This window comes from Pseudomonas sp. L5B5, from assembly GCF_020520285.1.
Taxonomy (GTDB): domain Bacteria; phylum Pseudomonadota; class Gammaproteobacteria; order Pseudomonadales; family Pseudomonadaceae; genus Aquipseudomonas.
This window is the reverse complement of sequence record NZ_CP084742.1, coordinates 5,203,645-5,226,913: the sequence shown is the minus strand read 5'-3', so window position 1 is coordinate 5,226,913 and position 23,269 is coordinate 5,203,645. Positions and strand designations below refer to the sequence as shown.

General features: G+C 63.1%; 23 protein-coding genes. 18 read left to right on the top strand and 5 right to left on the bottom strand.

From position 1 onward, the window contains the following. Positions 1 to 9: 9 nt before the first annotated feature. From LGQ10_RS23930 to LGQ10_RS23880, 11 genes are all read left to right on the top strand, one after another. Positions 10 to 1,407 carry a polynucleotide adenylyltransferase PcnB gene (locus tag LGQ10_RS23930; protein ID WP_058433569.1) on the top strand — a complete coding sequence of 466 codons (1,398 nt, stop codon included), beginning with the start codon at positions 10 to 12 and terminating at the stop codon, positions 1,405 to 1,407. A 3-nt stretch (positions 1,408 to 1,410) separates the two neighbouring features. After that, on the top strand, positions 1,411 to 1,890 hold the full coding sequence (gene folK, locus LGQ10_RS23925; protein ID WP_058433570.1) for a 2-amino-4-hydroxy-6-hydroxymethyldihydropteridine diphosphokinase: 480 nt from the start codon (positions 1,411 to 1,413) through the stop codon (positions 1,888 to 1,890). A gap of 392 nt (positions 1,891 to 2,282) precedes the next feature. Beyond that, positions 2,283 to 3,083 carry a 3-methyl-2-oxobutanoate hydroxymethyltransferase gene (panB, locus tag LGQ10_RS23920; RefSeq protein ID WP_058433571.1) on the top strand — a complete coding sequence of 267 codons (801 nt, stop codon included), beginning with the start codon at positions 2,283 to 2,285 and terminating at the stop codon, positions 3,081 to 3,083. Further along, positions 3,080 to 3,940 (top strand): pantoate--beta-alanine ligase, encoded by an 861-nt coding sequence (gene panC / locus LGQ10_RS23915; RefSeq protein WP_226523391.1) that lies wholly within the window; start codon positions 3,080 to 3,082, stop codon positions 3,938 to 3,940. Before panB ends, panC begins: the two co-directional genes overlap by 4 nt. A gap of 104 nt (positions 3,941 to 4,044) precedes the next feature. Then, positions 4,045 to 4,425 (top strand): aspartate 1-decarboxylase, encoded by a 381-nt coding sequence (gene panD, locus LGQ10_RS23910; protein ID WP_058433573.1) that lies wholly within the window; start codon positions 4,045 to 4,047, stop codon positions 4,423 to 4,425. A 235-nt stretch (positions 4,426 to 4,660) separates the two neighbouring features. Further along, the gene (gene pgi, locus LGQ10_RS23905) at positions 4,661 to 6,325 is read left to right on the top strand and encodes a glucose-6-phosphate isomerase (protein WP_058433574.1); all 1,665 of its coding nucleotides are present in this window, start codon (positions 4,661 to 4,663) and stop codon (positions 6,323 to 6,325) included. Between the two features lie 114 nt (positions 6,326 to 6,439). Next, on the top strand, positions 6,440 to 8,377 hold the full coding sequence (gene acs, locus LGQ10_RS23900) for an acetate--CoA ligase (RefSeq protein ID WP_226523390.1): 1,938 nt from the start codon (positions 6,440 to 6,442) through the stop codon (positions 8,375 to 8,377). A gap of 52 nt (positions 8,378 to 8,429) precedes the next feature. Beyond that, positions 8,430 to 9,296 carry an oxygenase MpaB family protein gene (locus LGQ10_RS23895; protein ID WP_226523389.1) on the top strand — a complete coding sequence of 289 codons (867 nt, stop codon included), beginning with the start codon at positions 8,430 to 8,432 and terminating at the stop codon, positions 9,294 to 9,296. 145 nt (positions 9,297 to 9,441) lie between these two features. Beyond that, positions 9,442 to 10,620: an acetyl-CoA C-acetyltransferase gene (locus tag LGQ10_RS23890; protein ID WP_226523388.1), complete on the top strand. Its 1,179-nt coding sequence runs from the start codon at positions 9,442 to 9,444 to the stop codon at positions 10,618 to 10,620. Between the two features lie 203 nt (positions 10,621 to 10,823). Then, positions 10,824 to 11,840, top strand: a complete 1,017-nt coding sequence (locus LGQ10_RS23885; RefSeq protein ID WP_058438920.1) for a class I SAM-dependent rRNA methyltransferase — start codon at positions 10,824 to 10,826, stop codon at positions 11,838 to 11,840. A gap of 104 nt (positions 11,841 to 11,944) precedes the next feature. Further along, on the top strand, positions 11,945 to 14,863 hold the full coding sequence (locus LGQ10_RS23880; protein WP_226523387.1) for a DUF748 domain-containing protein: 2,919 nt from the start codon (positions 11,945 to 11,947) through the stop codon (positions 14,861 to 14,863). 201 nt (positions 14,864 to 15,064) lie between these two features. Here LGQ10_RS23880 and LGQ10_RS23875 read toward each other — a convergent pair whose 3' ends face one another. Then, positions 15,065 to 15,421: a BON domain-containing protein gene (locus LGQ10_RS23875; protein WP_058434518.1), complete on the bottom strand. Its 357-nt coding sequence runs from the start codon at positions 15,419 to 15,421 to the stop codon at positions 15,065 to 15,067. 216 nt (positions 15,422 to 15,637) lie between these two features. Then, entirely contained in the window at positions 15,638 to 16,054 is a 417-nt protein-coding gene (locus LGQ10_RS23870) for a pilin (protein ID WP_058434519.1), read from the bottom strand. Between the two features lie 278 nt (positions 16,055 to 16,332). Between LGQ10_RS23870 and LGQ10_RS23865 the strand changes: the two genes are divergently transcribed. From LGQ10_RS23865 to yacG, 4 genes are read left to right on the top strand one after another with little or no spacing between them, the layout of a single operon-like run. After that, positions 16,333 to 17,556, top strand: a complete 1,224-nt coding sequence (locus LGQ10_RS23865) for a type II secretion system F family protein (RefSeq protein WP_226523386.1) — start codon at positions 16,333 to 16,335, stop codon at positions 17,554 to 17,556. A 2-nt stretch (positions 17,557 to 17,558) separates the two neighbouring features. Continuing rightward, positions 17,559 to 18,431: a prepilin peptidase gene (locus LGQ10_RS23860; protein WP_226523385.1), complete on the top strand. Its 873-nt coding sequence runs from the start codon at positions 17,559 to 17,561 to the stop codon at positions 18,429 to 18,431. Continuing rightward, positions 18,428 to 19,051: a dephospho-CoA kinase gene (coaE, locus tag LGQ10_RS23855; protein WP_226523384.1), complete on the top strand. Its 624-nt coding sequence runs from the start codon at positions 18,428 to 18,430 to the stop codon at positions 19,049 to 19,051. Before LGQ10_RS23860 ends, coaE begins: the two co-directional genes overlap by 4 nt. Then, positions 19,048 to 19,251 (top strand): DNA gyrase inhibitor YacG, encoded by a 204-nt coding sequence (yacG, locus tag LGQ10_RS23850; RefSeq protein WP_058434522.1) that lies wholly within the window; start codon positions 19,048 to 19,050, stop codon positions 19,249 to 19,251. The genes coaE and yacG overlap by 4 nt, the downstream gene beginning before the upstream one ends. 19 nt (positions 19,252 to 19,270) lie before the next feature. On the opposite strand, the gene LGQ10_RS23845 is transcribed toward yacG, so the two are convergent. The 3 genes from LGQ10_RS23845 to LGQ10_RS23835 form a co-directional block, all read right to left on the bottom strand. Beyond that, the gene (locus LGQ10_RS23845) at positions 19,271 to 19,486 is read right to left on the bottom strand and encodes a hypothetical protein (RefSeq protein WP_058434523.1); all 216 of its coding nucleotides are present in this window, start codon (positions 19,484 to 19,486) and stop codon (positions 19,271 to 19,273) included. Between the two features lie 63 nt (positions 19,487 to 19,549). Next, on the bottom strand, positions 19,550 to 20,239 hold the full coding sequence (locus LGQ10_RS23840) for an energy-coupling factor ABC transporter permease (RefSeq protein WP_058434524.1): 690 nt from the start codon (positions 20,237 to 20,239) through the stop codon (positions 19,550 to 19,552). Then, a complete protein-coding gene (locus LGQ10_RS23835; protein WP_226523383.1) occupies positions 20,236 to 20,703 on the bottom strand; it encodes an FAD/FMN-containing dehydrogenase in 468 nt (155 codons plus the stop codon). Before LGQ10_RS23835 ends, LGQ10_RS23840 begins: the two co-directional genes overlap by 4 nt. A 150-nt stretch (positions 20,704 to 20,853) precedes the next feature. On the opposite strand from LGQ10_RS23835, the gene LGQ10_RS23830 reads away from it, so the two are divergent. The 3 genes from LGQ10_RS23830 to LGQ10_RS23820 all read left to right on the top strand — a co-directional run bounded on the left by LGQ10_RS23830 (position 20,854) and on the right by LGQ10_RS23820 (position 23,205). Continuing rightward, positions 20,854 to 21,483: a DUF1780 domain-containing protein gene (locus tag LGQ10_RS23830; RefSeq protein ID WP_058433961.1), complete on the top strand. Its 630-nt coding sequence runs from the start codon at positions 20,854 to 20,856 to the stop codon at positions 21,481 to 21,483. Between the two features lie 189 nt (positions 21,484 to 21,672). Continuing rightward, a complete protein-coding gene (locus LGQ10_RS23825; protein WP_058433962.1) occupies positions 21,673 to 21,846 on the top strand; it encodes a DUF3094 family protein in 174 nt (57 codons plus the stop codon). Between the two features lie 60 nt (positions 21,847 to 21,906). Next, entirely contained in the window at positions 21,907 to 23,205 is a 1,299-nt protein-coding gene (locus tag LGQ10_RS23820) for an NAD(P)/FAD-dependent oxidoreductase (RefSeq protein WP_058433963.1), read from the top strand. The last annotated feature ends 64 nt before the right edge of the window (positions 23,206 to 23,269 follow it).

Genomic DNA, 23,269 nt, shown 5'->3' with positions numbered 1-23,269 from the left:
GTGCATCCCATGCTGAAGAAGCTGTTCCAGTCATTCCGTTCTCCCGTGCGTCGTACGCAACATAAACGCAGCACCCCTGAAGTGCTCAATAGCGGCCAGCACTCGCTGCAACGCGCGCAGTTCAGCCGGTATGCGGTCAATATCGTCGAACGCCTGCAGAACGCCGGTTACCAGGCCTACCTGGTCGGCGGTTGCGTGCGCGACATGTTGCTCAACATTCCCCCCAAGGACTTCGACGTCGCCACCAGCGCCACACCGGAACAGGTCCGGGCCGAGTTCCGCAATGCGCGGATCATTGGCCGGCGTTTCAAGCTGGTGCACATCCATTTCGGTCGCGAAATCATCGAAGTCGCAACCTTCCGTGCCAACCATCCGCAGAACGAAGACGAAGAGGACAGCAACCAGTCCTCTCGCAACGAAAGCGGGCGGATCCTGCGGGACAACGTCTACGGCACCCTGGAAGAAGATGCGCAACGCCGCGACTTCACCATCAATGCCCTGTACTACGACCCGGTCAGCGAACGCATCCTCGATTACGCCAATGGCGTCCATGACATTCGCAACAACCTGGTGCGCCTGATCGGCGACCCACGCCAGCGCTACCAGGAAGATCCGGTACGCATGCTGCGGGCGGTGCGTTTTGCCGCCAAGCTGAATTTCGGCATCGAGAAACACACCGCCGCTCCGATCCGCGAACTGGCACCGATGCTGCGGGAAATCCCTTCGGCACGCCTGTTCGAGGAAGTGCTCAAGCTATTCCTCTCTGGCCATGCCGCGGACACCTTCGAAATGCTGGTGGACCTGCAACTGTTCGATCCGTTGTTCCCGGCCAGCGCCGAAGCCCTGGAATACAACCCGACCTACACCCATACGCTGATCAGCGAAGCCCTGGTCAACACCGACCTGCGGATCAAGCAGAACAAGCCGGTGACGCCAGCCTTCCTGTTCGCCGCCCTGCTCTGGCCGGCCCTGCCTGCTCGCGTCCTGCATCTGCAGGAACGTGGCATGCCGCCCATCCCGGCCATGCAGGAAGCCGCCCACGAACTGATCGCCGAACAGTGCCAACGTATTGCCATCCCCAAGCGTTTCACCATGCCGATCCGCGAGATCTGGGACATGCAGGAGCGCCTACCACGCCGCAGCGGCAAGCGGGCCGATCAGTTGCTGGACAACCCGCGTTTTCGTGCCGGCTACGACTTCCTGCTGCTACGCGAAAGCGCTGGCGAGCAGACCGATGGCCTGGGCGAGTGGTGGACCGACTATCAGGACGCCAATGACGCCGAACGTCGCGAAATGATCCGCGACCTCAGCGGCAAGGACGACGCCAGCGGTGCCCCGCGCAAACGCCGCCGCAGCGGTGGAGCCAAGCGCAAGCGAGCTGGCAGCTCCGGCGCGTCGGGCGAATAACCGATGGAGCGCGTGTACATCGGCCTGGGCAGCAACCTGGCAAGCCCCGAAGAGCAGCTGCGCAGTGCCATCGAGGCACTCCGGCAACTGCCCGCAAGCCAGCTGCACGGCGTATCGGCGTTCTACCAGAGTGATTCACTCCTGCCCGGCCAGCCTCGCTTCACCAACGCCGTAGCTGCGCTGGACAGCGACCTGGCGCCGCTGCAATTGCTCGATGCGCTGCAAGCCATCGAGAAGCAGCAAGGTCGTGAACGCCACGAACGCTGGGGGCCTCGAACCCTGGACCTGGACATCCTGCTGTTCGGCGACCGACTGATCGACGAACCGCGCCTCAAGGTCCCGCACTACCACATGCAGGCCCGCCCCTTTGTCCTCTACCCCCTGGCCGAACTGGCCCCGGCCGGGATGTGCCTGGCCGATGGGCGCAGCCTGCAGGAACTGCTCGCCGGCTGCCCATTTGTCGGCCTGGAACGCCTGGCCTGACCGCTGAAACGCATCAGTAACGGCGGTAACACTGTCGGCGTAACAATGCGGTAACACATCTAATTGACTTCCAGGGTTCTCCTCACGACTATAGGCGTCCCGTTGCCGCCATCACGGCGTTAAAGGGCGCAATTCAAGCGAGGCTTGTTCGCGGCGACCCCAGGAAACGCCAGGCAGAGGCAGTCATGCAACGGCGGATCAACCGCCAGCACAACACCGCCTCTTGCGCACACAGCGTGCTGTGTACAACGCCCCAGGGGCGTACCCGGGATCGTCTCAATCACTTGGAAGCAGGCTGTATAAGCACGACAAAAGACCGTGCGCCTGAACAACGAAGAATCACGCGCGTTACTCGCAGTAGTTTCCAAAGCGCCTGAATGAGGACCCCTTTCATGCCAGACATCACTCTGACCACCCTGCAAAGCCTCAAGCAGAAAGGTGAGAAAATCACCATGCTGACCTGCTATGACGCCACCTTCGCCCACACATGCTGCGAAGCCGGCGTCGAAGTCCTGCTGGTCGGCGACTCCCTGGGAATGGTTCTGCAAGGGCACGACAGCACATTGCCGGTCACCACTGCCGACATGGCCTACCATGTCGCCGCGGTGAAGCGCGGCAACAGCGGATCCCTGATCCTCGCGGACCTGTCTTTCATGTCCTACGGCACCACTGAACAGGCACTGAGCAGCTCGGCGCAGCTGATGCAAGCCGGGGCGCACATGGTCAAGATCGAAGGCGCAGCCTGGCTGGCCGAATCGGTCCGCCTGCTGAACGAACGGGGCGTACCAGTCTGCGTGCACATGGGGCTGACGCCACAGACCGTGAACGTGCTGGGCGGCTACAAGGTCCAGGGTCGCAACGAGAACCAGGCACGACAGATGCGGGCGGATGCCATCGCCCTGGAGCAGGCAGGCGCGGCCATGCTGCTGCTCGAGTGCGTCCCCAGCGAGCTGGCAGCGGAAATCACCCAGGCAGTGAAGATCCCGGTGATCGGCATCGGTGCCGGCAGTGCCACCGATGGCCAGGTGCTGGTGCTCCACGACATGCTGGGCCTGTCCCTCACCGGACGTGCGCCCAAGTTCGTCAAGAACTTCATGGCCGGCAAGGACAGCATCCAGGCCGCGCTGGGTGCCTACGTGCAAGAAGTCAAAGCCGTTACCTTCCCCGGTGCCGAACACGGGTTCAGCGCATGAATACCGTAAAAACCGTGCGAGAGCTGCGCGCCGCGGTCGCCCGCGCTCGCAGCGAAGGCAAGCGTATCGGCTTCGTGCCGACGATGGGCAACTTGCACAGCGGCCACGCCGCGCTGGTGGCCAAGGCCGCCCAGCGGGTGGACTTCGTGGTCGCCAGCATCTTCGTCAACCCGCTGCAGTTCGGCGCTGGCGAAGACCTGGACAAGTACCCGCGCACCCTGGCCGCCGACCAGGAAAAACTCCTCCAGGCCGGCTGCCACCTGCTGTTCGCTCCCACTGTCGAGGAGATGTACCCCGACGGCATGGCCGGACAGACCCGGGTCAGCGTTCCCCAGTTGTCCGAAGGTCTGTGCGGTGCCAGCCGCCCCGGGCATTTCGAAGGGGTGGCCACGGTGGTCAGCAAGCTGTTCAACATGGTTCAACCCGATCTCGCGGTGTTCGGCCAGAAGGACTACCAGCAGCTGGCGGTCATTCGCGCCCTGGTGCATGACCTGAACATGCCGATCCAGATCATCGGTGAACCGACGGTGCGTGCCCCCGACGGCCTGGCGCTGTCCTCGCGCAACGGTTACCTGAACGAGGAACAACGGGCCATCGCTCCGGTGTTGTATCGCGTCCTGAACCAGATCGCCGAGTCTATCCGCAGCGGTGAGCGCGACTATCCCCAACTGCTGGCCGAGCAGCAGCGGCAGCTCGAAGCCGCCGGTCTGCGCCAGGACTACCTGGAAATCCGCCATGCTCGCAACCTGCGCCTGGCGGCTGCCGAGGACCGAGATCTGGTGATCCTGGTGGCGGCCTACCTGGGCACTACCCGGTTGATCGACAACCTGCATCTGGACCTCGACGCTCCGGCCTGACCAGCCGATTGCCCGAACCCCAACCTTCGGGCAAACTGCCGCCGCCCGGGGTCTGCAGCCAATACTGCAGGCCCCTTTCGTGGATCCCATCTAGGTAACATCCCATGCACGCCATCATGCTCAAGGCCAAGCTGCATCGCGCAGAAGTCACCCACGCCGTGCTTGATTACGAAGGTTCCTGCGCCATCGACGGCGACTGGCTGGACCTCTCCGGCATTCGCGAGTACGAGCAGATCCAGATCTACAACGTCGACAACGGTGAACGCTTCACCACCTACGCCATCCGTGGCGAATCCGGTTCGCGGATGATCTCGGTGAACGGCGCCGCCGCACACAAGGCCAAGGTGGGTGATCGGGTGATCATCTGCGCCTACGCTCACTACAGCGAAGCCGAATTGCTCAACTTCAAGCCCCGCATGTTGTACATGGCCCCCGGCAACGAGCTGAGCCACACCAGCCATGCGATCCCGGTCCAGGTCGCCTGAGCCCGCGTCCACGTTTATTTGCACTGAAAGCCCCTGTCGCCCGACCAGTACTAAATAGTACCGACGGCAAGTCGCAGAAGGCCGAGACAGAACAGCACGCCGGGGTTACTGTTGTCGTCCCCGGTGATTAATCGAATCAGCACAGGGCTGAATGAACGAAATTCGTGAACCCGGATGGACGTTCAGGGCCTTTCAGTGTCCAAAAGGCAGTTCAAGCAAAAGGAAAATCGCAGCGATGGCGTACTACCGCACTCCTCACGACGTTACCGCTCTGCCCGCCTGGCAAGCGTTGCAAGAGCACCGCCAGGCCATGCAGGACTTCAGCATGCGCGAGGCATTCAATGCCGATCCACAGCGCTTCAGCCAATTCACCCTGAGCAGCTGCGGACTGTTTCTCGATTACTCCAAGAACCTGATCACCCCGCAGACTCGCGATCTGCTGGTGAACCTGGCGAAGGAGGTCGGGCTGGCCGATGCGATCAAGTCGATGATGACCGGCGAACTGGTCAACGCCTCCGAGGGGCGCCCGGCCCTGCACACTGCACTGCGCCGCCCGGTGGGCGACAAGCTGTCGGTCAATGGCGTTAATGTCATGCCGGAAGTGCACAAGGTCCTGAACCAGATCACCGAGCTGGTGGGCCGCATCCATGATGGCCTGTGGCGCGGTTACACCGAGAAGCCCATCACCGACGTGGTGAACATCGGCATCGGCGGCTCCTTCCTCGGCCCGGAACTGGTGTCCGAAGCACTGCTGTCCTACACCCACAAAGGTGTGCGCTGCCACTACCTGGCCAACATCGACGGCAGTGAATTCCATGAGCTTTCGGCGAAGATCCGTGCGGAAACCACGCTGTTCATCGTTTCCTCCAAGTCCTTCAACACCCTCGAAACCCTGAAGAACGCCCAGGCCGCGCGCGCCTGGTACCTCGCCCAGGGCGGTTCCGAGGCCGAGCTGCATCGCCACTTCATCGCGGTGTCGAGCAACAATGCCGCCGCCGTGGCCTTCGGCATCCGTGAAGAGAACATCTTCCCGATGTGGGATTGGGTCGGAGGACGCTACTCGCTGTGGTCCGCCATCGGCCTGCCGATCGCCCTGGCCATCGGCATGTCCAACTTCAAGGAACTGCTGTCCGGCGCCTACACCATGGACCAGCACTTCCAGAGCGCTCCGTTCGAACAGAACATGCCGGTGCTGCTGGCCCTGCTGGGTGTGTGGTACGGCAACTTCTGGGGCGCTCAGAGCCACGCGATCCTGCCGTACGACCACTACCTGCGCAACATCACCAAGCACCTGCAGCAGCTGGACATGGAGTCCAACGGCAAGAGCGTGCGCCAGGATGGCACCCCCGTGAATACCGATACCGGTCCGGTGATCTGGGGTGGCGTGGGCTGCAACGGCCAGCATGCCTACCACCAGTTGCTGCACCAGGGCACCCAGCTGATCCCGGCCGACTTCATCGTGCCGATCGTCAGCTTCAACCCGGTGGCCGACCACCACCAGTGGCTGTACGCCAACTGCCTGTCCCAGAGCCAGGCGCTGATGCTGGGCAAGACCCGCGTCGAAGCCGAGAGCGAACTGCGCGACAAGGGTCTGAGCGAAGCCGAGGTGCAACGACTGGCGCCGCACAAGGTGATCCCCGGCAACCGTCCGAGCAACACTCTGGTGGTCGAGCGCATCAGCCCGCGACGCCTCGGTGCGCTGGTGGCGCTCTACGAGCACAAGGTCTTTGTACAGAGCGTGATCTGGGGCATCAACGCCTTCGACCAGTGGGGCGTGGAACTGGGCAAGGAGCTGGGCAAGGGCGTCTACAACCGCCTGGTGGGCAGCGACGAAACCCTGGCCGACGATGCTTCGACCCAGGGCCTGATCAACTACTTCCGCGGTCGCCATCGCGGCTGACCTGCCTCCCCGGGGGCCGGCTTGCCGGCCCCCGTTCGGGCCTTCGCCCTTGATCCTTCCCCTCACATGCGCGCACCCTTAAGCCTTGTCGCCAAGCAAGCATGAGGATCCGTCATGTTCGATATCAGCGATTTCCCGAAAGCCGATGCCGTGCGCCGGTCAGCCCAACTGAGCCAGGACGACTATCACCAGCTCTATCGCCAGTCCATTGAACAACCGGAAGTGTTCTGGGCCGGCCAAGCCAAACGCTTCCTGCACTGGAGCCAGCCCTGGGACAGCGTGCACCGATACGACAGCCGTACCGGCCAGGCCAGCTGGTTTGGCGGCGGCCAGCTCAACGTCAGCTACAACTGCATCGACCGTCACCTGGAAACACGTGGCGACCAACCGGCGATCATCTGGGAAGGCGACACCCCTGCCGAAGCCCTGCACATCACGTACCACACCCTGCACCGGCAGGTCTGTCGCCTGGCCAACGTGCTCAAGAGCCGTGGCGTGAAAAAAGGCGATCGGGTGTGCATCTACATGCCGATGATCCCGGAAGCCGCCTACGCCATGCTCGCCTGCACGCGCATCGGTGCGGTGCATTCGGTGGTGTTCGGCGGTTTCTCCCCCCAAGCCCTGCGTGATCGAATTCTCAACGCCGACTGCCACACGGTGATCACTGCCGACGAGGGCCTGCGCGGCGGCAAACTGATACCGCTGAAAAGCAATGTCGACCAGGCCCTGCTCAGTTGCCCGGATGTCAGCAACGTCATCATGGTGCAACGTACCGGCAACCCGGTGGACTGGGTCGACGGCCGCGATATCCATTATGAACAGGCCATGGCCGCCGCCAGCGGCCAGTGCGAACCCGAGCCGATGGACGCCGAAGACCCGCTGTTCATTCTCTATACCTCAGGCAGCACCGGTAAACCCAAGGGCGTGCTGCACACCACCGGAGGCTACTTGCTGCAGGTCGCCATGACCTTCAAGTACGTAATGGACTACCGTGACGGCGAAGTCTTCTGGTGCACCGCCGATGTCGGCTGGGTCACCGGCCACAGCTACATCCTCTATGGTCCGCTGGCCAACGGCGCCACCACGCTAATCTTCGAGGGCGTGCCCAACTACCCCAGCACTTCACGCTTCTGGGAAGTGATCGACAAACACCAGGTGAACATCTTCTATACCGCCCCCACCGCCTTGCGCGCACTGATGCGCGAGGGCACCGGCCCCCTGCAGAACAGCTCACGCGCCAGCCTGCGCCTGCTCGGCAGCGTCGGCGAACCGATCAATCCGCAAGCCTGGGAATGGTATTTCAACGAGGTAGGCCAGCAACGCTGCCCGATCGTCGATACCTGGTGGCAGACCGAGACCGGCGGCATCATGCTCAGCCCTCTGGCCAGCACCCGACAAATCAAGCCCGGCTGCGCCACGATGCCGATGTTCGGGGTTCAGCCCGTGCTACTGGACGATCAGGGACAGGAGATCCAGGGAGCCGGTAGCGGCATCCTGGCACTCAAGGGCAGTTGGCCGGGGCAGATCCGCACGGTCTATGGCGACCCGCAACGCATGATCGAAACCTACTTCGCCCCCTACCCGGGCTACTACTTCACCGGTGACGGTGCCCGCCGCGACGAAGACGGCAGCTACTGGATCACCGGACGCATCGATGACGTGATCAACGTGTCCGGGCACCGTATCGGCACCGCCGAGGTGGAAAGCACTTTGGTACTGCACGACCGTATCGCCGAGGCCGCGGTGGTGAGTTATCCCCATGACCTCAAGGGCCAGGGCATCTATGCCTTCGTCACGCCGATGCACGGGGTCGAGCCCGACGATGAATTGAAGCAGGAGCTCCTGGCCCTGGTCAGCCGCGAGATCGGCAGCTTTGCCAAGCCGGAACTGGTCCAGTGGGCGCCGGCGTTGCCCAAGACTCGCTCGGGCAAGATCATGCGACGTATCCTGCGCAAGATTGCCTGCAACGAACTGGACAACCTGGGCGATACCTCGACCCTGGCCGACCCGAGCGTGGTGCAGGGCTTGATCGATAAACGCCTGAACACCTGAGGCCAGCGCGGCCCTGGCCGCGCCTTTGTTTCCCTATCCATAGCGAGTCGTCATGGAATTCATTCGCAGCCGTATCGAAAGCCAGGTCATGAGCCTGACCGGCTTGTCCCTGGGCCAGCTCGACCTGGAAAACCCCAAGGGCGACCCCGGCCTGTTCGGCCCCGGGGCCGTCTGCTGGCAGGTGCACGCCGATTTCAGCAGCATGCTGATCGGCGGCATCAGCGCCCTGTTGCTGCAGGCCCTGCACCCCCTGGCCCTGGCTGGAGTCTGGGACCACTCCAACTTTCGCCAGGACCTGCTCGGCCGCCTGCGCCGAACGGGGCAGTTCATTTCCGGTACGACCTTCGGCTCGCGCCAGGACGCTCAGTGGCTGATCGAAAAGGTTCGAGGTATCCACCTGCACATCACCGGCACCGCCCCCGATGGCCGGCCTTATGCCGCCAGCGATCCGGACCTGCTGACCTGGGTGCATGTGGCCGAGGTCAGCAGCTTCCTGGCCGCCCACCTGCGCTACCTCAACCCCCAACTGTCAGGCGAGGACCAGGACCGCTATTACGATGAAGTCGCCCTGGTGGCTGAACGGCTGGGCGCCCGGGACGTGCCCCGTTCGCGACAGGCAGTGGCCGATTACCTGAAAGCCATGCGCCCGCAGCTGCTGTGCGACCAGCGCAGCCGTGAAGTGCTGCGCCTGCTGCAGGCCGCCCCGGCCCCCAGCCGCCTGGCCAGGCCCTTCGGGTCGTTGATGATGCAAGCAGGGATCGACCTGCTGCCAGACTGGGCCAGCGGCCTGCTGGGGGTCGAGCAGCCCCCGCTGCAACGCCAGTTGATCCGCGCAAGCGTCAAGCGCAGCGCGCCGATGCTGCGCTGGGCGGTACGTGACAGTTCGGCCCACCGGGCGAGGCGGCGCATGGGCCTGTAGAAAGCGACTGCCAAAGCACAACACGACCGGCCGGTTCGCGATTGGCCGCCTCCCGAGGTTGTGTGCAACCATGATTTTCAGCGCCTGCACGATGGACTCGCCGAGCCCGCTCCAGGCTCCAGCCACCGAATGTGAGGACCCCACCATGCAAGACGTCGTCATCGTTGCCGCCACCCGCACCGCCGTGGGTACGTTCCAGGGCTCGCTCGCGGCCATTCCCGCCGTCGACCTGGGCGCCGCCGTCATCCGCCAGCTGCTGGCCCAGACCGGCATCGACCCGGCCCAGGTCGACGAAGTGATCATGGGCCAGGTGCTCACCGCCGGCGCCGGACAGAACCCCGCCCGCCAGGCCGCGATCAAGGCCGGCCTGCCCCACGCCGTGCCCGCCATGACCCTGAACAAAGTCTGCGGCTCGGGCCTCAAGGCCCTGCACCTGGGCGCCCAGGCCATCCGCTGCGGCGACGCCGAGGTGATCATCGCCGGCGGCCAGGAAAACATGAGCCTGGCCAACTACGTGCTCCCCGGCGCCCGCACCGGCCTGCGCATGGGCCACAGCCAGATGATCGACTCCATGATCAGCGACGGCCTGTGGGATGCCTTCAACGACTACCACATGGGCATCACCGCCGAGAACCTGGTGGACAAGTACGGCATCACTCGTGAAGCCCAGGACGCCTTCGCCGCCGCTTCCCAGCAGAAAGCCGCAGCGGCCATCGAGGCCGGGCGCTTTGTCGACGAGATCACCCCGATCCAGATTCCCCAGCGCAAGGGCGAGCCCGTCACCTTCGCCACCGACGAACAACCCCGTCCCGGCACCACCGCCGAGGCCCTGGCCAAGCTCAAGCCGGCGTTCAAGAAAGACGGCAGCGTCACCGCCGGCAACGCCTCGGCGCTGAACGACGGCGCCGCCGCCGTGATGCTGATGAGCGCCACCAAGGCCCGGGCCCTGGGCCTGCCGGTACTGGCCAGAATCGCCGCCTACGCCAACGCCGGCGTCGACCCGGCGATCATGGGCATCGGCCCGGTCTCGGCCACCCGTCGCTGCCTGGAAAAGGCCGGCTGGAGCCTGGATCAACTGGACCTGATCGAAGCCAACGAAGCCTTCGCCGCGCAGTCGCTATCGGTGGCCAAGGAGCTTGCATGGGACGCGAGCAAGGTCAACGTCAACGGCGGCGCCATCGCCATCGGCCACCCGATCGGTGCGTCGGGCTGCCGGGTGCTGGTGACCCTGCTGCATGAAATGATCAAGCGCGATGCCCACAAGGGCCTGGCGACCCTGTGCATCGGTGGCGGCCAGGGCGTGGCCCTGGCGATCGAGCGCTAACCCCGTACATCTCCCCGTACATCTATAGGAGCGAGGCTTGCCCGCGAGATACACGTCGTTACAGCGCAGTGCATCAGGCACAGCGCGTCTTCGTTGACGATTGATCGCAGGCAAGCCTCGCTCCTACAGACAAGCGCACCTCGCCTACAAGCACCAAACGAAGCTGGTAAACTGCCCCGCCCAATCATTCGCAAGGCGCTCGCATGTCTTCCTTGAATCAGGCGCTGCGCGCCGCCCTCGATCACCGCCAGGGCCTGCTCGCCGAACTGCACCAGCAAGGCACCGATTGCTACCGCCTGTTCCATGGCAGCCAGGAAGGCGCCAGCGGCCTGACCATCGACCGCTACGGCCCGCAATTGCTGGTGCAGAGCTTTCACCAGCCACTGGAGCTCGATGCATTGCGGCAATTGCACGAGATCGTCGATCAGCAACTGAACCTGTCTACCCTGCTGGTCTACAACGATCGTTCTCGCGGCAACTCGCGCATCGCCCGCGAAGACTCGGTGTACCGCGCCCAGGACGCTGCCCTGGAAGATCTCGTCGGCCATGAGTGGGGCCTGAACTATCGGGTCCGCGGGCGCCATGCCGGACAGGACCCCCTGCTGTTTCTCGACCTGCGCAACGCGAGGGGCTGGGTCAAGCAACACAGTGCCGGCAAGAGCGTGCTCAACCTCTTCGCCTATACCTGCGGTGTCGGCCTCTGCGCGGCAGCTGGAGGCGCCCGTGAGGTGTGCAACCTGGACTTCGCCGAAGGCAATCTCGCGGTCGGTCGGGAAAACGGCCAGCTCAACCCGCACCTGCCTGCGATGCAGTTCGTGCAATCGGACTACTTTCCGGCGATTCGCCAACTGGCGGGCCTGCCCATCACCCAGCGGCGGGGCCAGAAACTCCCCAGCTACCCGCGCCTGGAACAGCGCCAGTACGACCTGGTGCTGCTGGACCCGCCCGCCTGGGCCAAGAGTGCCTTCGGCACCGTCGATCTGCTGCGCGACTACCAGAGCCTGCTGAAGCCGGCCCTGCTGGCGACAGCCGAAGACGGGGTACTGATCTGCTGTAACAACCTGGCCAAGGTCTCGATGCAAGACTGGCGCGAACAGGTGCTGCGCTGCGCCGAGAAAGCCGGGCGCCCGGTACGCGATTGCCAGGTGCTCAAACCCGCTGCGGATTTCCCGTCCCTGGACGGCCAGCCGCCCCTGAAGACCCTGATCCTGCAACTCTGATCAATCCCGCCAAATCTGAACAATCCTGAAAATCGGGGTGGTTTCGGAACCGTAAACGCGTGCCATACTCCAAGGCACATTTGATTCAAAAGATGAAGCCTCGCATGACCAAAGGATTGATTCGCGCTACCGGCGCCTTGTTGACCGTTCTCGCCCTTTACAGTCTGCTGGGCTTCCTGATTCTGCCGGGCATCGCCCTGCGAGTGGCCAACCAGCAATTGGCCAACTACGCCACCACCCCAGCCCATATCCAGCGTATCGAACTCAACCCCTTCAGCCTCGAGGTGACCGTCTGGGGCCTGAGCGTCGGCGAACCGGGCAAGGAGCAGGTGGCCTTCGATCGGCTCTATGCCAACCTGCAACTGGACAGCCTGTGGACCCGCGCCCTGCACCTGGCGGACGTCGAGCTGGATCGCCCCAAGACCGAGATCCTGTTCGACAAGGAAGGCAAGCTCAACCTCCTGGGCCTGTTCAAGCTGCCGGCCAGCGAGCCGACGCCCAGCGACCCCGATGCCAAGCCGTTTCCAGTGCGTATCGAACGGATCAAGCTGGCTGGCGGCTATGTGCACTTCCAGGACCTGCGCCCCAGCGAACCCATCGAGTTCCTCTACGACAAACTCGAATTTGAACTGAAGAACCTCAGCACCCTGCCGGACGATAGCGCCGACATGACCCTGGTTGCCACCGGCCCCGAAGGTGGACAGATCGACTGGAGTGGCAACTTCAGCGTGAGCCCGCTGGCCTCCGAAGGCACGTTGAAGGTCACCGACGGCAAGATGAAAGCCTGGTGGCCCTATGTGCGCGATGCCGTGCCGCTGGTGCTGGAAGAAGGCCTGGTGAACCTCGACACCCACTACAAGTTCAGCCTGGCCAACGGCACCGAACTGCTGCTGGACAAGGCCTCGGTCAGCATCGCGCCATTCGCCATCAAGGCGCCGGATGGACGCCCGCTGGCGCGCCTGGAGCGCCTGGATGTCAGGGACACCACGGTGGACCTGGCCAAGCAGCAAGTGATAGTGGGCAAGATCAGCAGCCAGAAGCTGGAGACCTGGGCCGCCCGCGAAGCCGATGGCCAGCTGGACTGGCAGAAATTGTTCGCCAGCCAGCCCGCCAAGCCAGCCCCCAAGCCTGAGCCCGCCACCGCCGACACCCCCAAGGAACCGACGACGCCAAGCAAGCCCTGGCAGGTACTGCTCAAGGACGTCGAGTTGCGCAACTACCAGGTGCATCTGGCCGATCGCCAGGTCAAGCCGGCAGTAGCCCTGGAGCTGGGACCACTGAACCTGGACCTGAAGAATTTCGACAGCCTCAACCAGTCGCCCTTCACGCTCAAGCTCGATAGCGGCCTGGGCAAGCAAGGCCGGATCAATGCCAGCGGCGAGGTCAACCTCAACCCCATCACCGCCAAGCTGAAGGTGCAGACCAAGGACATCGATCTGCGGGTCGCCCAGTCCTATATCAGCCCCTTCATCCGCCTGGAGCTGCGCAGCGGCATGCTCGGCAGCGACCTGGCAGTGGACCTCAAGAAAGTCGAGCCACTGGCCTTCAGCATCACGGGGCGGGCCAACGTCGATCAGTTGCACACCCTGGATACCCTCAAGACCCGCGACTTCGTGAAATGGAAGCAAGTGGTGGTCGAGGGCCTGAACTACCAGCATGGCGACAGCCTGAGCATCAACCGCATCAACCTGATGCAGCCCTATGCCCGTTTCATCATCAACGATGACCGCACCACCAACGTCGATGACCTGCTGATCCCGCAGCCGGCAAGCAGTGCCGGCAAGTCCACGGCGAAACCGGCCGCCAGTTCCAGCAAGCCACTGGGCATTCACATCGGCGAAATCGCCATCAATGATGGTTCGGCGAACTTCGCCGACCTGACCCTGACCCCCAACTTCGCCACGGCGGTCCAGCAGCTCAACGGCCGCATCGGTACCATCGACAGCCGCCAGGCCAAGCCGGCGGACGTCGACGTCAAGGGCAAGGTCGATCGTTATGCTCCGGTGACCATCAAGGGCAGCGTCAATCCTTTCGACCCGATGTCAGCTCTGGATATCGCCACCAGCTTCAAGCGGGTGGAGCTGACCACCCTGACCCCCTACTCCGGCAAGTTCGCAGGCTTTCGCATCCGCAAGGGCCGGCTCAACCTCGATCTGCACTACATGATCACCAAAGGCCAGCTCAAGGCCGAGAACAAGCTGGTGGTCGAACAATTGCAGCTGGGGGAAAAGGTCGACAGCCCGGACGCCGTGGACCTGCCAATCCGCCTGGCAGTCGCCCTGCTCAAGGACACCGACGGCAAGATCTCCATCGAGCTGCCAATCTCCGGCGACCTGAACAATCCACAGTTCAGCGTCATGCCGATCGTCTGGCAGACCCTGCGCAACCTGGTACTGCGTGCGGCCCAGGCACCATTCAAGTTCATCGGTGGCCTGATCACCGGCGGTGGTTCGCAAGACCTCGGCAGCGTGAGCTTCGCCCCCGGCTCCAGCGAACTGAACAAGGAGTCCGAATCGTCCCTGACCACCCTGGCTAAAGCCCTTCAGGAGCGCCCGACCCTGCGCCTGGAGATCGAAGGCACCAGCGCCCAGAGCAGCGACGGCCCGTTGATTGCCGAGCAGCGCCTGGAGCGTGAGTACCAGTACAACTACTACAAGATCCTCCAGCGCCGTGGCGACAAGGTCCCGGCCCAGGCTTCACTGCTGAAGGTGCCCGATGATGAGAAGGCGCCATTGCTGGAAGGCATCTACCGCACCCGCCTGAAGCAGCAGCCACCGGCAGAATGGAATGAGCTCGGCCGCGACGAACGTAGCGCCAAACTGCGCGAGGGCTTGATCAAGTTCTGGGGGGCCAGCGAAGTGTTGCTGCGCCAACTGGGCCAGGAACGGGCCAGCAGCATCAAGGACTTCCTGGTAGACAAAGGTCAACTGGCCGACGACCGGGTCTACTTCATCGATGCCAACCTGGGTCAGGCCGAAAGCAACGGCAACGTCATCACGTCGATGCACCTGGACAGCGAATGAGTCATACACCGGGCCCACGCCCGGTGCTCCCTTTGCGCTAGGCACGTGCAACCATCAAACCCCGCCCAATAGAACAGGCCCCGACACATGTGCCGGGGCCTGTAATGATCACATCCTTGTGATCTTCCGCATGAACCCTTGAAGGAAGCGGCAGGCCTCTTGCCTGCCGCATCCTGCGCCTGTTCAGACTGGAGGCGACTCTTACTCGGCTTTCAGGCCGTCAGCGGAGACTGCCTTCACGCCCTTGATTTTCTTGGTGATTGCTACCGCCGTGGCTTTTTGCGCTTCGGTGATAGCTACAGTGGACGACAGCGATACGACGCCCTTGTTGGTTTCGACCTTGATGTCGGTGCCAGGAATGCCTTTCTCGGTTACCAGGTCGCTTTTCACTTTGGTGGTGATCCAGGTATCGGAGGTGGCCTCTTTGGCCTTGGTCACTTCACCGGCAGCCACCACCATCGGGGTTTGGGTGCCTTGGGTGGACTGCGCAAAGGCTGCGTTGGCCATGGTCAGGGTCAGAGCGGTAGCAGTTGCAGCAGCAATAGCGAACTTCTTCATACGAGTAACTCCTGTTTTTCTGGAAAGCCTGCGCCGTGTCCTGGCAGCAGGGTTATCAGGGATATTGCAGGTGCTGTGCCAAACTTATATCCGTAAAAATATTCAATAAAATCATATAGTTAAATAAAACAGGAAAAATTTTCATCATGCAAAATGCATGATGAACCGCTTCCCTGCGTGCAAGTTGCGAGTTTTTTCACGATGGTGAGCCCGGGCTCATGCTCCCTGCACCTCGCAACCTTTGGGGGCATAGTCGACCTCCACCGTGGTAGAGCAGCTCCAGCCGGCCGTTGCCGAGCGGGTCAGGGTCAGGCTCTTGTCCAGCACGGGGCCCGGGGCGTTGAGGATGATGCAGCCGATACTGCCCTCCCCGGTAGCCGCCGTGCCCGTCGCGCTCATCCGGCAATTGGCTGTCTGCGCCGTACCTCCAGCCAGCGCCAGGGTCGGATCAGTGCCCTGGCCCAGCAGGTCCTCCATCCCGGCCTTGAGGGCCGAGGCCTCCGCCAGCGCAGCGGTGACCTTGGCCCGCGCTTGATACTTGGCATACAACGGCATCGCCACCATGGCGAGGATGCCGATGATCGCGACCACCACCAGCAATTCGATCAGGGTAAAACCTGCTTGTTTTTTCATGAGTGCCTCCTGGCATGAACGAAAGTTGCAAGAACGGCCGCAAGGGCCACCAAGGGCAGAGCAGGCTCCGTGCCAGGGCAAGACCCAATGAATACGCGGGCCCCCGGCTGGTGGCTCAAGCGTCTGAGTGCCAGGAGTTGCATTAACTGACAAATTTCGTCAGCTCCTGACGTTATTCGGCAGCTTCCCGAGACTAGGCTTCGACAGGTACAGGCATGCCCTGACGCTGGCTCGCCGGCGAGCAGCGCACCTCCCTCCGTCGGATCAAGGACCGAACCATGACGGCACCAATTCCTGCCCCAGCAGCCAGCGTTTACCTCTGGCAAGGCACCAATCACCAGGGACAGGTCATGCAGGGCGAATTGAGTGCTGCCAGCCCGGCGTTGGCCAGGGCCCGCCTGCGCAGGCAGGGCATCATTGCGACGCGGATTCGACGCAAGCCCCGGAGGTTGCTCCAGCTGGGACAACGGATCAGGCCCCGGGATATCGCCCTGTTCACCCGGCAGTTGGCAACACTGTTCCAGGCCGGCGTACCGCTGCTGCAGTCCTTGGAAATCATCGCCGAACATTTCGATCAGCCGCTGATGCGCCAATTGCTGGCCAGCCTCAAGCGCGATATCGAGGCCGGCTCCAGCCTGGCCAGTGCACTGCGCCGACACCCGCGCCATTTCGACCCGCTGTACTGCAACCTGGTGGATGCGGGTGAACAGGCCGGAGCCCTGGACAACCTGCTCGAGCGCATCGCCACCTACAAGGAGAAGAGCGAGCGCCTCAAGGCCCGACTGCACAAGGCGATGGTCTATCCCTTGGCGGTGATCGCGGTGGCAATCATCGTCAGCAGTATCCTGCTGCTCAAGGTCGTCCCGCAGTTCCAGAGCCTGTTCGCCGGTTTCAACGCACAACTGCCGCTGCTGACTCGCGGGGTCATCAGCCTCTCGCATTTCATCCAGGACCACGGCGCGGGCCTTCTGGCCACCTGCCTGGGGCTGGGATTCGGTGCACGCCTGGCTTTTCGACGCTCCTCGCGCCTGCGCGATGGACTGGATGCCGGCCTGTTGCGCCTGCCGCTCACCGGCCCCTTGCTGCACAAGGCTGCCGTGGCCCGCCTGGCCCGGACCTTGGCCACCACGTTCGCCGCTGGTGTGCCACTGATCCAGGCTCTGGAGTATGCCGCGGGAGCCAGTGGCAACAACGTGCACCGTCAGGCGGTGGAGCGCATCCGCCTGCAGGTCGCCAGCGGCATGCAACTGAACTTCGCCATGCGCGCCAGCGGCGTCTTTCCCGCGATGGCGATCCAGATGACCGCCATCGGCGAAGAGTCCGGAACCCTCGATCATCTGCTGGAAAAGGTCGCCGTGCATTATGAGGCCGAGGTGGACAACCTGGTGGACAGCCTGGCCAGTCTCATGGAGCCTTTGATCATGGTCGTCCTGGGCAGTATCGTCGGTGCCCTGGTGCTGGCCATGTACCTGCCCATCTTCCAACTCGGTACAGCGATCTGAACATGTCCTTGACTGAAATCCTGAGTCTTTATCCCCTGGCGTTCGTGTTGGCGTCCCTGGTGCTGGGACTGATCGTCGGCAGTTTCATCAACGTGCTGGCCTGGCGCCTGCCACGAATGCTCGAGCGGGACTGGCGAGCCCAGGCCCACGAAATCCTCGGGCTGACGCCGGAGCCTGCGGCCGCCCCCTACAACCTGCTGCTGCCCCACTCCCATTGTCCGCATTGCGCACATCCGATTCGCCCCTGGCACAACATCCCAGTGCTCAGCTACCTGTGCCTGGGTGGCCGCTGCGCCCACTGCAAAACCCGCATCAGCATGCGTTATCCCCTGACCGAGCTGGCCTGCGGCCTGGTCTCGGCGTTCGTTGCCTGGCATTTCGGTTTCGGGTGGACGGCCGGCCTTCTGTTGCTGTTGAGCTGGGGCTTGCTGGCCATGAGCCTGATCGATGCCGACCATCAGTTGCTGCCGGACGTACTGGTATTGCCGCTGCTGTGGCTTGGGTTGCTCGTCAACAGCTTCGGCCTGCTGACGAGCCTGGCGGACGCCCTGTGGGGGGCCGTGATCGGCTACCTGCTTTTGTGGTCGGTGTTCTGGCTGTTCAAGCTGGCGACCGGCAAGGACGGCATGGGTCATGGCGACTTCAAGCTGCTGGCCATGCTGGGGGCCTGGGGCGGCTGGCAGATCCTGCCGCTGACATTGCTGCTGGCGTCCCTGGCTGGAGCCCTGATCGGCAGCGTCCTTCTGCGCCTGCGCCAGGCTAGGGTCTCGAGCCCTATCCCTTTTGGCCCCTTTCTGGCCATTGCCGGCTGGATTGCGCTGCTCTGGGGTGGTCAAATAACCGACTTCTATTTGCAGTTTGTCGGTTTCCAATGACTCGCTCCGTTAACACTCCCTGGATCCTCGGCCTTACCGGCGGGATCGGCAGCGGCAAAAGCGCCGCGGCCCAGCACTTCATCGACCTGGGAATCCATGTGGTCGATGCCGATCATGCCGCCCGCTGGGTGGTGGAACCAGGACGGCCGGCCCTGGAACAGATCGCCCGGCACTTCGGTGACGGCGTGCTGCAAGCCGATGGTCAGCTGGACCGCGCAGCCCTACGCCAGCTGATCTTCGAAGACCCGCAACAGCGGCGCTGGCTGGAGACCCTGCTGCACCCGCTGATCGCCGAGGAGATTGCCAGCCACCTGGCCCGTGCCCAATCGCCTTATGCAATCCTGGTATCACCGTTGCTGGTGGAGTCGGGACAGGCGCAGATGACCCAGCGGATCCTGGTGATCGATGCGCCCCAGCAATTGCAGATCGAGCGTACCCTGCTGCGTGACCAGGTCAGCGAACAGCAGGTCCAGGCCATTCTCCAGGCCCAGGCCAGTCGCGAGGAACGGCTACGCCATGCCGACGATGTGCTGGTCAATGATCGCGACCGTGCCTGGTTGCACAGCGAAGTCGAACGTCTGCATCACTTTTATCTAACTTTGCGTGGAGGCCAGTCATGAGCCAACCCCTGACCGTCGAATGCCCAACCTGTGGCGCCCCTGTGGAATGGAATCCGGCCAACATTAACCGGCCATTCTGTTCCGATCGTTGCAAGCTGATCGACCTGGGCGCCTGGGCTGCCGAGGAGCACAAGATTCCAGTGAGCCCGGATGCCGAGGACGAGCTGTTCTCCGAAGAACTGTCGCCCCGGGCCCACTGAGTACCCGCATCGAGGCCGATCAGGGCCGCATAAAGCTGTAGTCCTGATCGTCGTCGAGGTTTTCCGCGAGGAACTGCAACTCATCTGCCAGGTCCTCGATAGTGCGTACGCCCTTGCTCTGCTGCACCACCGCACTGAGCAGGGCCCGCAGGCTCAACCCCGGCTCAAACCCTTCCTGCTGGGCATTTTGCAGACTGTCGCAGACTTCCTGCCGGGCCCACTGGTAAACACTCATGACCGCACTCCTGGGATTTTTGCCGAGCATGCAGCGCGACCTGGCGCCCGCAATTGATATGGATCAAGGGCGCGGGTCCTCGTCTTTCCAGGGTGCCGAAAGGTAGCGGGTACGGTTGAAAGTCTCCAGCCACTCGGGGCAGAACACCACCAGTGCACTGACCACCATGCCGTTGATGAACGCCTCGGGAAAGATGATCAGCCACAGATAGCCGATGAAGTCTTCCAGCCATTCAGGCATCGCAAAACGCTCGTCGAACCACAAAAGCCCCAGTCCGCAGAGCAGGCACAAGAGTGCCGAGAGCGCGGCGGCAAAAAAGCCGGAACAGAAGATATACACGAACAGGTTGCGTGGCTGGGCCCGCTCCACCAACCAGGCACAGGCCTCGGTCACCGCTACCGGCAACAGGATCAGCAACACCCCGTTGACACCCAGGGCGGCCAGGTCCTGGCGGCCCAGCGCCAGCAGTCCCAACTGGGCGGTCAGGCCACCGACTATCGCCAGGGGCCAGTCCAGCAAGAGGGTCACCGCCGTCATGCCGATGAAGTGGTAGGACACTCCGGTATCGAAATCCCGCCGTACCAGCCACAAGAGGAACAAGGCGAACACCGTGCCGAACAGCAGGTGCTGACGGCGGTTGTCGGCGAACAGCTCGACCCAGGGCGCCCGCCATACTGCCCAGAGCAACAGCGGCACATACAGCACCCAGCCCAGCACTAGCGTCTGCGGTGCCAGCAGTGCCGAACTGATCATGGCCGGGCCTGCTCCAGTGCTGCGGCCAGTTGCTCGGCGCTGGTGTATTCATGATGAGCAACCAGCTGGCCATCCTGCAGTTGCAGCCACAGGACCTTGTCCCCGACTACCGGGTAGCGCGCTGCCACCCGACCTTCGCGGTCGAGCATCACTCGGTAGGGGTAGTCACGCATGGCGGGGACGGCAAACATCCTGGCGATCAGTGCAGGCATGCGTTGGATATCGGCGACAAAGACGCCATGACGCTCCTGCAGGTATCCCTCGGGCTGGTCCTTGAGCGCGGCATTTACCAGCTTGGCCGCCTCCATGCTGCGCGCCACCAGCAGGATCCGGGCCTGGCCGTCGAGGCTGTAGGCCTGATCGAACTGGTCCAGCAAGGTCCAGGGCGCCAGCCGCTCCCCGATCTCAAGGGCTTGGGCCCACCATGGCAACAGGACCAGCAACAGCATTGACCAGCGCTTCACGGCACACTCCTTATCGATCGGTTGGACGCGGAACAGTCTACACCGCCCCTCGGAAGGCTCCAGTCCTCACCGGCCGGCCAACGAAAAGACCGAAGTGTTTTTTCCGCAAGCCAGGTTCTTAAGGTCACATTTGGGCGCTAAGCTTGGGATATGGATGACTCAGATTTCTTGCGCCTGTTAACCATCCAGGCCGAGCAAGCCAACGCGTTCCTGTCCAATGCCCGCAAATGGGAGCGTGAGCGTTGGGTTTGCCAGCGCCTGCTGCAAGGCCTGAACATTCCCTATCGCAACGACGAATTCACCGCCGCCGGGCAAGAACCACCGGACGTACTGTTTCGCGAGGCCAGCTTCGAGGTGTTTTTCGTGCTCGACGAGGGGCGCCGGCTCAACGATGAGTGGCGCGACGAGTTGCAGCGCCGGCGCAGCGCATTTTCCCTGAGCCAGCTGGTAAGGCGCGAGGCCAAGCCCAAGCGCATCCCGGCCAGCGAACTGTTGCTGCGCCTGGCACCGACCTTGCGCAAGAAGGCCCGTAACTATCAAGAGCGCGGGATGAACCTGGGGGAGCTGGACATCATCGCCTTCGCGGCCCTCAAGCGCGAGGTGCTGGACCTCAACAGCCACTTCCCGCCTCCCACCGAGTACCTGCGCCAGGGTTGGCGTTCGCTGTCCCTGGTGGGACCAACCTTCGCCCGCGTGCTGTTCGCCCACCCGGATGCCCCGGAGTTCCTGCGCAGCAACCTGGGACGCAGTATCGTCTTCGATGTCGGCATCAGTTTGTAAGTCCCGTCAATCCGCCGTCAGTGGGCATGGCGCAAACCTTTGCGCAGTGGTAAAAAAGCGTTCATGCCTGCCGGCTCCGAGATTTCATCACCACACCCCCACACGGCGGGCTCATGCTCCTGTTTATGTCGGATTACACTGCGCTGTAACATTCCTTCATGTTGCGACGTCTACCTGACGAGGCCTTTTATGAGCAGCCGCCTGAACCCCGACGACCAGCGCCATGTCGAAGACTATCTGCAACTTCCCCAGCACCGAGTCGAGCGCCGGCCCTTCCGGCCATGGATGCTCCTCGTGGTGGTGGTCGTGGTGACCATTGCCCTGGGCCTGTTGAGCCGTTTTATCAGTTACCTGACGCTATGAGCTGCATCGCGCTCGCTCGGGCGACTGTCCCGATTTCCTTTAGCCTTGCGAGATATCCCCATGACTCATCGTATTGTCATCGTCGGCGGCGGCGCCGGCGGCCTGGAGTTGGCGACACGTCTGGGTAAGACCCTGGGCAAGCGCGGCAGCGCCAGCGTGATGCTGGTGGACGCCAACCTGACCCACATCTGGAAACCGCTGCTGCACGAGGTGGCGGCGGGCTCGCTGAACTCCTCGGCAGACGAGCTCAACTACGTAGCCCAAGCGAAATGGAACCACTTCGAGTTCCAGCTGGGCCGCATGAGCGGACTCGATCGCCAGCAGAAGAAGATCCAGCTGGCCGCCACGTATGACGAACAGGGTGTTGAGCTGCTACCGGCCCGCGAGCTCGGCTATGACACCCTGGTCATCGCCGTAGGCAGTACCACCAATGACTTCGGCACCCAGGGCGCGGCCCAGCACTGCCTGTTTCTGGATACCCGCAAACAGGCCGAGCGCTTCCACCAGCAGTTGCTCAACCACTACCTGCGGGCCCATGCCGGGCAGACCGAAGAACTGGAGCAGATCAGCGTAGCGATCGTCGGCGCCGGCGCCACCGGTGTCGAGCTGGCGGCGGAGTTGCACAACGCCGCCCACGAACTGGCAGCCTACGGCCTGGATCGAATTCGCCCGGAAAACATGCACATCACCCTGATCGAGGCCGGCCCCAGGGTATTGCCTGCCCTGCCCGAGCGCATCAGTGGTCCCGTGCACAAGACCCTGGAAAAACTCGGGGTGCGGGTCATGACCAACGCATCGGTCAGCGAAGTGACGGCCGAGAGCCTGATCACCGCGGACGGCCAGGTCATCCCTGCCAGCCTCAAGGTATGGGCGGCGGGCATCCGCGCCCCTGGTTTCCTCAAGGACATCGACGGCCTGGAAACCAATCGCATCAACCAGTTGCAGGTGCTACCCACCCTGCAGACCACCCATGATCCGGACATCTTCGCCTTTGGCGATTGCGCCGCCTGCCCGCAACCGGGCAGCGACCGCAATGTCCCGCCACGGGCCCAGGCTGCACACCAGCAGGCATCGTTGCTGGCCAAATCGTTGAAGCTGCGCCTGGAAGGCAAGGAACTGCCAACCTACAAGTACACCGACTACGGCTCACTGATCTCGCTGTCGCGCTTCTCGGCGGTGGGCAATCTGATGGGTAACCTCACCGGTAGCGTGATGCTCGAAGGCTGGTTGGCGCGGATGTTCTACATCTCGCTGTACCGCATGCACCAGATGGCCCTGTATGGCATCTTGCGCACGGCCATGATGATGCTCGGCAGCCGGATCGGTCGCGGCACGGACCCGCGCCTTAAACTGCACTGAAGAATGGGTGTCGCGCCCCCCTGCTACATCCTGTGCCGGGGGTAGTCCGAGGCACCGAGCCTGG

Excerpts from the sequence above, each read along its gene's own strand:
- LGQ10_RS23870 (WP_058434519.1), bottom strand. The coding sequence starts at position 16,054 with ATGAAAAAACAAGCAGGTTTTACCCTGATCGAATTGCTGGTGGTGGTC.
- panC (WP_226523391.1), top strand. The coding sequence starts at position 3,080 with ATGAATACCGTAAAAACCGTGCGAGAGCTGCGCGCCGCGGTCGCCCGC.
- panD (WP_058433573.1), top strand. The coding sequence starts at position 4,045 with ATGCACGCCATCATGCTCAAGGCCAAGCTGCATCGCGCAGAAGTCACC.
- LGQ10_RS23895 (WP_226523389.1), top strand. The coding sequence starts at position 8,430 with ATGGAATTCATTCGCAGCCGTATCGAAAGCCAGGTCATGAGCCTGACC.
- LGQ10_RS23830 (WP_058433961.1), top strand. The coding sequence starts at position 20,854 with ATGGATGACTCAGATTTCTTGCGCCTGTTAACCATCCAGGCCGAGCAA.
- LGQ10_RS23860 (WP_226523385.1), top strand. The coding sequence starts at position 17,559 with ATGTCCTTGACTGAAATCCTGAGTCTTTATCCCCTGGCGTTCGTGTTG.
- LGQ10_RS23875 (WP_058434518.1), bottom strand. The coding sequence starts at position 15,421 with ATGAAGAAGTTCGCTATTGCTGCTGCAACTGCTACCGCTCTGACCCTG.
- folK (WP_058433570.1), top strand. The coding sequence starts at position 1,411 with ATGGAGCGCGTGTACATCGGCCTGGGCAGCAACCTGGCAAGCCCCGAA.
- LGQ10_RS23825 (WP_058433962.1), top strand. The coding sequence starts at position 21,673 with ATGAGCAGCCGCCTGAACCCCGACGACCAGCGCCATGTCGAAGACTAT.
- LGQ10_RS23880 (WP_226523387.1), top strand. The coding sequence starts at position 11,945 with ATGACCAAAGGATTGATTCGCGCTACCGGCGCCTTGTTGACCGTTCTC.
- coaE (WP_226523384.1), top strand. The coding sequence starts at position 18,428 with ATGACTCGCTCCGTTAACACTCCCTGGATCCTCGGCCTTACCGGCGGG.
- LGQ10_RS23865 (WP_226523386.1), top strand. The coding sequence starts at position 16,333 with ATGACGGCACCAATTCCTGCCCCAGCAGCCAGCGTTTACCTCTGGCAA.
- LGQ10_RS23890 (WP_226523388.1), top strand. The coding sequence starts at position 9,442 with ATGCAAGACGTCGTCATCGTTGCCGCCACCCGCACCGCCGTGGGTACG.
- yacG (WP_058434522.1), top strand. The coding sequence starts at position 19,048 with ATGAGCCAACCCCTGACCGTCGAATGCCCAACCTGTGGCGCCCCTGTG.
- acs (WP_226523390.1), top strand. The coding sequence starts at position 6,440 with ATGTTCGATATCAGCGATTTCCCGAAAGCCGATGCCGTGCGCCGGTCA.
- LGQ10_RS23840 (WP_058434524.1), bottom strand. The coding sequence starts at position 20,239 with ATGATCAGTTCGGCACTGCTGGCACCGCAGACGCTAGTGCTGGGCTGG.
- panB (WP_058433571.1), top strand. The coding sequence starts at position 2,283 with ATGCCAGACATCACTCTGACCACCCTGCAAAGCCTCAAGCAGAAAGGT.
- LGQ10_RS23845 (WP_058434523.1), bottom strand. The coding sequence starts at position 19,486 with ATGAGTGTTTACCAGTGGGCCCGGCAGGAAGTCTGCGACAGTCTGCAA.
- LGQ10_RS23885 (WP_058438920.1), top strand. The coding sequence starts at position 10,824 with ATGTCTTCCTTGAATCAGGCGCTGCGCGCCGCCCTCGATCACCGCCAG.
- LGQ10_RS23820 (WP_058433963.1), top strand. The coding sequence starts at position 21,907 with ATGACTCATCGTATTGTCATCGTCGGCGGCGGCGCCGGCGGCCTGGAG.
- pgi (WP_058433574.1), top strand. The coding sequence starts at position 4,661 with ATGGCGTACTACCGCACTCCTCACGACGTTACCGCTCTGCCCGCCTGG.
- LGQ10_RS23930 (WP_058433569.1), top strand. The coding sequence starts at position 10 with ATGCTGAAGAAGCTGTTCCAGTCATTCCGTTCTCCCGTGCGTCGTACG.